Annotated in this window: 1 protein-coding gene; it reads left to right on the forward strand. The window is 60.0% G+C overall.

The genetic code is table 11. The features are described 5' to 3' along the window. Window positions 1–81: 81 nt before the first annotated feature. The coding region (locus D8U73_RS10350; protein WP_130904403.1) for a hemagglutinin repeat-containing protein at window positions 82–7,391 on the forward strand (7,310 nt) is incomplete at its 3' end.

The following is a 7,391-nucleotide window of genomic DNA, read 5'->3' on the forward strand; positions in this document are numbered from 1 at the left end:
AATACGTCGCCTTACATCACGTATGTAAACGTCAGTATTTTCTATTAATGCGAGTAACCGCTTCAGTTTGTAGGTGACACCATGAACCGTCATTGTTTTCGTCTGATTTTCAGCAAGTCCTTGGGCTTCCTGATCCCGGTGGCCGAAATCACCACCACCACCGGTAAAGGCCGCCAGGCCGGACAAACCCAGGGCCGCGCCGCGCCGAACGCGCCAGGCTTTCAGTTGCAAACCTTGTTCGCCAGCGTGCTGTCGGTGATCCGACCCGACGCCCGCCGCGGCGGCCTCAAGGGCGCCATGCTGCGGCGCATCCTGGTCACCGCCGCGCTGCTGCCCGCGGCCGTCTACGCCGACATGGTGGTCGACCCCAATGGCGGGGCCAACACCCCGGGCATGTCGTCCTCGGCCAACGGCGTGCCGGTGGTCAACATCGTTGACCCGAACGCCAAAGGCTTGTCCCACAACAAATTCCAAAGTTTTGATGTGGTGCAACCCGGCGTCATCTTCAACAACAGCACCACCGATGGCGTCTCGCAGATTGGCGGGTACACCATGCACAACCCCAACTTGAATCACCAGGCCAACGCTATCCTGGTCGATGTCACCGGCACCAACCCCAGCAGCCTGGCCGGCGCCCTGGAAGTGTTCGGCGGCACCGCGGACCTGATTATTTCCAACCAGAACGGCATCAGCCTCAACGGTGTGTCGACGATCAATGCCAACAGCCTGACCACCACCACCGGTAAGGCCGTGGACTCGCCCGATGGCCTGCAATTTCTGGTCGACGGCGGCAAGGTCAAAATCGAAGCCGGCGGGGTCGACACCAGCGGCCTGACCTATTTTGACGTGGTGGCGCGCAGCATCGAATTGCAAGGCGCGGCGGGCTCCCAAGATCAAAAAACGGACATCAACCTGGTCGCCGGTCTTAACACCTATAACGCGGCGACACGCACCGCCACGGTCAACAGCACCTCCGGTGCCAACACCCCGGAATTTGCCATTGACGGCAGCCTGGCGGGGGCCATGTATGGCCACAATATTTCCCTGACCAGTACTGAAAGTGGTGCCGGCGTGCGTCACCAGGGACTGATCAAGTCCAGTGCCGACATTGCCATTTCGGCCAATGGGGATGTCGGCCTGGCCACGTTGGTGGCTGGCGGCAAAGTCGGCATCGATACCACCGGTTCGATTGCCATCGGCAATGGCACCGCAGGCCAGGGCATCGACGCGCAAAAAGCGGTGACCCTGCACGCCGGTCACGGCATCACGGTCAGCAACGACATCAAAGGCGAGACCCTGCAGATTACCGCCAGTGACCTGTTGGTTCAGAGCGCAAACCTGATTGCCACCCAAGCCGAAGGGGCCGGCCCGGTGAGCGCGATCACGATCAAGGTTGGTAACTTTACCTTGAGCGGCACCTTGGTGGCCGTGAACTCGGCGCACATTCCTTACGGACCGAATCAGCCGCTGGTGTTGCATAACGGCAAGCTGATGGTCAAGGTCAATGGCACGGACTACAGCACCGACTTTACCCTGTCCGCCACGGCGATGATTCTCTCGGCCAACGGCGTGTCGATTGAAGCCGACAACTTCCTCAACGATGGTGGGGTGATTCAGGACACCAGCAAAAGCGGCATTAACATTGCGGCTCAACACCTGGTGAACAAGGGTATCGTCACCACCAAGGGCGACCTGAATTTGGTCGCCGATGTGCTGGAAAACCTGTGCACCGGGATTAACCAAACCCTGTGCGTGGGCTTTCTGGCCGGCGGCGATGCCAATGTCCAGGCCGGGAGCCTGACCAACGATGCCGGTCTGGGCGCGGCCGGCAACATGAACCTGACGTTGAACAGTGACAGCAGCAACGGTGTGCACGGTTCGATCAGCGGCGGGAAAAGTCTGCAGGTGCAGCAGGCGCCAGGCAGCGCGGTGCACCTGAGCTCCGATGGCGAGCTGTACAGCGGCGCTGATTTGCTGATGGTGCTCAACGAGTTGTCATTGGGCGGCGCCTCGATCACCAGCGCGGGTGGCAGTGCCACGATGCAAATCACCGGCACCCTGGAGAGCGCGGGCAAAATTGTTGTGGGCAAGGACCTGAACATCACGGCGACCGACGTCATCGCCAATGTCGGCAGCTCAATGAGCGCGGCTCATGACATCACGATCGCCGCTCAGAAAACCTACAGCTCGACCGACCAGACCCTGGTGCGTGCTGAGAACACGGCGCATATCGAGGCGCAAGAGTCGTTGAGCAACGGCGGTATCATCTACGGCGCAAACCGTGTCGACCTGCTCACCGATGGCCAGTTGACCAACGGCGCGGGCGTGGCCATTGCTGGCCAGACCATCACCCTCAAGGGCGATGCGCTGACCAATGAACGCGGCGCGACCATTGGCGCCTCGGAACTGGTGGACATTGACGTCGCTGGGGACCTGATCAACGACGCCTCGGTGATTACCGCCGGCTCCCAGGTCAACCTCCACGCTGGCGGCACCGTCTCGAACACCAACGGTTCGCAGATCATCGGCGGCGACGTGGCGATCGATGCCGCGCAGGTGATCAACAACGATGCCATGATCGTGGCCAGTGACTTGATCATCAACAGTGCCGGCGACGTGGACTTTTCCGGCCCCTCGTCCATGGTCTATGGCGACTCGATTGCCATCAACAGCCTGGGCAACCTGCACAACAGTGACGGCAGCCAGGTGTATGCCGAGACCGTGGCCTCGCTCAACAGCTTAGGGTCGCTGACCAACGATAGCGATGCGGTCATCTATGGGGCCAATGGGGTCAAGATCTCCACCGACGGTGATGTGACCAATGCCAGCGGGGCGCAGATCAACAGTGACGACAACGTCGACATCACCGCCAGCAACGTGACCAATACCGAGGCCGCGGCGATTAGTGCCGACCACGTGGCCATCAACGCCAGCCAGAATGTGCTCAATGCCCAGGATGCCGCCATCGTGGGTCAGAGCAGCGCGCAAATCAAGGCGCTGAACGGCTCGGTGACCAATACCGACGGTGCAGTGATGTCCGCCTCCGCCCTGGATATCCAGGCGCAAGACATCACCAACCAGAACGCCGGCAAACTGCGTGGCGACGACATCACCCTGACGGCCAGCAACAACTTCAAAAACACCAACGGTGGCTCCATCAAGGCGTCCAACAGCGTCACGATCGACAGCAAGAACTTTGCGGCCTCGGACAGTGAAATCCTCGCCAGCAAAGACATCCACATCGCCACCGACACCTACGCCAACACCGGCAATATTGCCTCCCAGGACACCGCCACCCTGACCATCAAACATGGTGGCGACCTGACCTTGAGCACCACGCAGAAAGCCCCGGTCGCCGCTCAGTTGTTGACCCTCAACGCGCACGACGTCACGGTCAACGACGCGCTGAACAACCCTGGCAGCATTCAGATCAATGCCAGTGGTAAGGTGCAAAACAATGACGCCATCGTGACCGGCAAAAGCCTGTTTGTCGATGCCAGCGAGTCGATCGTCAATAACACCCATGCGCTGATCTGGGCCGCCGATGACATCATGCTCAAGGCCGGGACGGCGATCAACAACCTGGAAGATGCCCTGATCATGGCCGGCGACGCCATCTCGCTGACCGCCCATGACATCCTCAACTATGCCGGGCGCATCAGTGCCGGCGGCGATTTGACCCTGGAAGCCAGCAACATCACCAACCAGGGCATCAGCACCGGTGGCTTGGTGCAGGGCCCATCGACCAGTGCCGACGGCTACTACAAGTGGAACCACGATGCACGTTATGACGAGATGTGGATCTCGATGGAACTGCCTAGTTACAGCTCCAACCGCACCACCAAGCAGGCGGTCATGGAAAGTGGCGGCAATGTCGCGATCAACCAGGGCGAGCACAAGGGCACCGGTTCCAATGTGACCAACCAGGATGGCCTGATGGTCGCCACCGGCAACATGGCGATCGACGGCAACCTGAAAAACATGACCTCGCACGATGACCTGGCGTTGTCGACCTACCTCAAAACCCCGAGCACCGTCACCATCACCGTGAAGGACAAGCTGGCGAAGAAAAATCCCACGACCCAGGTTTACTCGAGCATGTGGGACTTTTTGGACCAGACTTTTGGCCACGATGACAAGCATAAGATCTGGGGCGCGTATTACTACTATGACGGCAACACCGCCGCCGCGTTGAAAAACATCAACGATCCGAAGTTCAACCAGATCATGGCCGCCACTTTGGGGGCCGATTGGCGAACCCAGAACTATGAGACCCTGTCCACACGCTGGAATGCCTATGCCAGCGGGCAGAGCCCGGACCCGGTTAAGTCCTATTACGCCGCCACCCGGTCGGAAATCGCCACCGGTGGCAACTTTGTGCACACCGGCGGTTCCTTTGAAAACGGCGGCGGGGTCGTCCAGCAAAAAACCGTCGACGTCAGCATCGGCAAAAACGACACCACGGCCATTGCCGGTGATTTCGACAGCAGTTATGCCTACAAAAGTGCCTTTGATCCCAAGGCGCCATTGTCTGAGCTCGAAAACGCGATGAACCCGAGCTACGTCCAAGACAACCTGATCAACAATGACATGTTGTTCCAACAAACGACAAAGCCGGCACCTTTTGACCCCGATGCGTTTGCCGCGGCCGGCCTGCAAGGCAAACAAAATGGGGCCAACGGCTCCGCCACGATGACCCCAATCGTGCCGCTGTATGAAACCCGTATCGAATACGTGGACCAGAGTCAGTTTTACGGCTCCTCGTACTTTTTCGAAAGCGTGGGGTACCACGCCGACGCCCCGGTGTCGGTCATCGGTGATGCCTATTTTGACAACATGATGATCACCCAGACCATCCAGGCCACCTCCGGCACCTACATGACCGTGACCTACGGAGTGTCGGGGGCTGACATGAGCAAGCTGCTTATGGACAACGCCGGGGTTGAGGCTGAGCGTTTGGGCCTCACCGTGGGTGTGCCCTTGACCCAGGAGCAATATGACAGCCTGGAATTGGACATCGTCTGGTACGAACCGGAAGTGGTCGATGGCGTGCTGGTCCTGGTACCGAAGGTGTATTACTGCCCGGCCACGCTCGCGGCCATGGACACCACCAAAGAAGCAGATTCGGTGATCCAGGCCGGCGGCACCCTCACCACCGACAACACCGATTTCACCAACGTCAACGGGGTGGTCAAGGGCCACGACGTCACCATCACCAGCAGCGGCGATGTGCAGAACCAGGCCACCGGCGGCAGTCAAGGCGGCATCTATGCCAGCGCCGAAGGCGGCAAGCTGATCGTCGATGCCGCCGGTGACGTCAACAACCAGGGCGCCACGGTCAAAGGCAATCATATACAGGTCAAGGCCGGCGGCGACATCACCGCCTCGACCACCATGACCTATGACCAGGATGGCTCGTTGGTCTCGCGCAGCACCGGCGATATCCTCGGCAGCGGCACCGCCTCCACCGTCCATCTGACCGCGGGCAAGGATGTGGTACTGACCGGGGCCGACGTCGCCGCAGGCCGGGTGGCCGTGGATGCAACCAACCTGATCATGAACGATGTCAAGGAAGTCTCTTCCTCGCACAAAGACACCACCACCAGCGGTTTTGCCTCGCGCAACACCACGATGCAGGAAAGTGCCAGCGCCACCGGCGTGGGCAGTAACATCGTCGCCGGTTCCCTGAACATCAACACCTCCAACGACGTCCTGGTCAACGGCAGCAACATGACCGCGCTGCACTCGCGGATCGATGTCGGCGGCTCGATGATCGCCAAAACCTCGGAAAACCTGAGCTATAATCATGAAACCACTCGTCAAGTCGGCTTGACGGCAGGTGCCAGCGCTTCGGCCGGCGGGTACGTGGCCAGCGCCTCGACCAGCACCGCCCATGGCGGCAAAAGTTACGCCGGGGAGATGGCCGAAGGTGGTTTTTCCACCAAGGGCGGTGTCAATGCCCATGCTGGATTGGAAATCAGCTCGTCCGAACACAGCAACAGCAGCGTGACCCAAAGCAATTCGCAGTTGAACCTGGGGACCGGCAAGGTGACGGTGGAGGACACCTTTGACTTCGGCGGCGCCGACATCAACACCGCGAAAGGCTTTGAAAACGCCAAGCTGCGGGTCAAGGCCGGGGACATCCAGACCACCAAATACGAAAGCGTGAGCGACGACGAATCCAGCGCCAAAGGCATGTTCATCGGCCACACGGCCAGTGCCGACTCGGTGTTTATCGACGTGTCCAACGACATCGGCAAGCTGGCGACCGACGCCTCCGAAGGCATGAGTGTTGCGCCGGGCCTGACCACCCTGGAAATGCTCGGTGATGTGGAGCGCATGGCAGTGGGCTCGTGGGGAATGGTCTCCGGCGGGGTTGCCATTGGCGGCGGCGCGGCGTCCGGACAGACGCTGACCAAAACCGAAAACACCAACCAGGTCGGCGGTAACGTCAGTTTCACCTCCACCAAAGGTGACATCACCCTGACCGGGGTGAAAACCACCAACCCGGATGCGGTGGTCATCCTCAACGCCGGTGACCATGACGTTAACCTTAACGCGTCGAAAAGCACCACCACCAGCACCAGCAAATCCAATGTCGGCGGCATCAACGCTACCGAGACCAACAGCTGGAACCCGATAACCGGCGATACCGTCAGCGGTACGGTCGGCGTGGGCGCCAAACATAATGATTCGAGCCAGGACAACACCCATTACACCAACACCGACATCAGCGGTTCGCACGTGATTGTCAGGGCCAACGACCTGAACATGGTCGGCGCCAATATCTCCGGCAAGGTCAACGCCGACCTGAGCGGTGAACTCAACATCACCAGCGTACAGGACACGCAAAACTACACGCACACCCTGGGGGCTGGTGGCGCTTCCGCCGGTGTGGCGGTAAACAGTCACACCTTGTTCCTGGTGCCGAGTTTTGCTGGCGGCGTCGGCGGCGTCGGCGGGCAGGATTACGACAATTACCAAAAGGTGGAAAAACAGTCCGGGATCAGTGGCACGGCCGACAGCAGCATCCATGTCGGAGGCGATATGAACCTGACGGGCGGTTATGTGGCGGGCGGCGGCAACCTGCAAGTGGATGGTGCGGTGAATGCCAAAGACCTGACTGACAGCCGTAATAAAGACGGCGGTTACGGCGGCGGTGGCGTCGGCTTCAACCCCAACGGCATCGGCGGTATTGGTTTGATGGGCGGCCGTGTGGACCAGGTGCATTACAGCGCCGACAACAAGGCCACGGTGGACATGAACCTGACCGGCAAGGACGGCGGCGCGGCCACCGTCAATGGCAATCTCAACACCGACATGAACAACCGTCTGGTGGTGAACCAGGATCAGAAGATCGCCGGCAACGACATCAAGCTGGGTATCCCGAC

It is taken from the genome of Pseudomonas sp. Sample_22, from assembly GCF_004307635.1.
Classification (GTDB): Bacteria; Pseudomonadota; Gammaproteobacteria; order Pseudomonadales; family Pseudomonadaceae; genus Aquipseudomonas.